Genomic DNA, 1100 nt, shown 5'->3' with positions numbered 1-1100 from the left:
GCGTGGAGGACCTCGATCCGCCACGCGAAGTCGCCGGCGCCGCGCGGCAGCAACTGGCCACGCTGGCGTCGTTCGGCCTTGTCTCGGACCTGCCGGTCGTCTGGCAGAGCGCGCGTCACGACCTGTATGCCGATGCGCTGTCCCGCCTGCTGCGCGACGGCCACGCATTCCCGTGCCCCTGCAGCCGCAGCGATCTCGTCGCCACGGGCGGCATCCATCGCCACTGCATCGCGCCCGGTCCGGGTCGCAGCGCCGCCGTGAGACTGCGCGTACCCGATGGCGCCCGCGTGGTCTTCGAGGACGCGCTGCAGGGAACGTTCGACCAACGGGTCGACCTAGAGGTAGGCGACGTGGTCCTGCGGCGCGCCGATGGCTTCTGGGCCTACCAGTTGGCGGTGGTGGTCGACGATGCCGACCAGGGCATCACGCACATCGTGCGCGGGTCAGACCTGCTCGATTCCACGCCCCGGCAGATCCTTCTGCAGCGCGCGCTCGGCCTGGCGATGCCGCACTACCTGCACCTGCCCCTGATCCTAGGCGCCGACGGCAACAAACTGTCGAAATCCATGGCGTCGCTCCCCATCGACGACGACGCCCCGCTGCCGGCACTGCGCGCGGCCTGGCAGGCGCTGGGCCAACCGGCGGCCGTGCTCGACGGCCTGTCGAACGTTGCGTCGATACTGCACGCCGCACATCGCGAATTCCGCCCGGATCGTCTTCCAAAAGTGATATCACTGACGTTCGCTGCAGCGCACAACAATCCTGTCGCAGGCGCTGTCTAGAATCGGGTGGCCGTCGGCTTGCGGCGGTCCAAGGAGAGTCCCCACATGACATCGCGCGTCGCCCTGGTCACCGGTGGCACCGGAGGTATCGGTACCGCCATCTGCAAGAAGCTGGCCGACATGGGCCACAAGGTCGCCACCAATTACCGCAACGAAGAAAAGGCGCGCGCGTGGCAGGCGCAGATGAAGGCCGAGGGCTATGACATCGCGCTGGTCAAGGTCGATGTGACCTCGCCTGACGAAGCGCAGGCTATGGTGAAGGAAGTCGAACAGACGCTCGGCCCGGTCGACGTGCTGATCAACAACGCAGGCATCACC

2 protein-coding genes are annotated in these 1100 nt (G+C 67.3%); both read left to right on the top strand.

Translation table 11 applies throughout. The features are described from left to right. On the top strand, positions 1-782 hold a 782-nt coding region (gluQRS, locus tag AC04L7_RS19310; protein ID WP_475513790.1), incomplete at its 5' end, for a tRNA glutamyl-Q(34) synthetase GluQRS. Between the two features lie 45 nt (positions 783-827). After that, a partial coding sequence (locus AC04L7_RS19305) for an SDR family NAD(P)-dependent oxidoreductase (protein ID WP_475513789.1) occupies positions 828-1100 on the top strand: 273 nt, incomplete at its 3' end.

It is taken from the genome of Pseudoxanthomonas sp. LjRoot204_2, from assembly GCF_056175765.1.
Note: the sequence above shows the minus strand (reverse complement) of the source record. Positions and strands in the feature narration are given on the sequence as shown.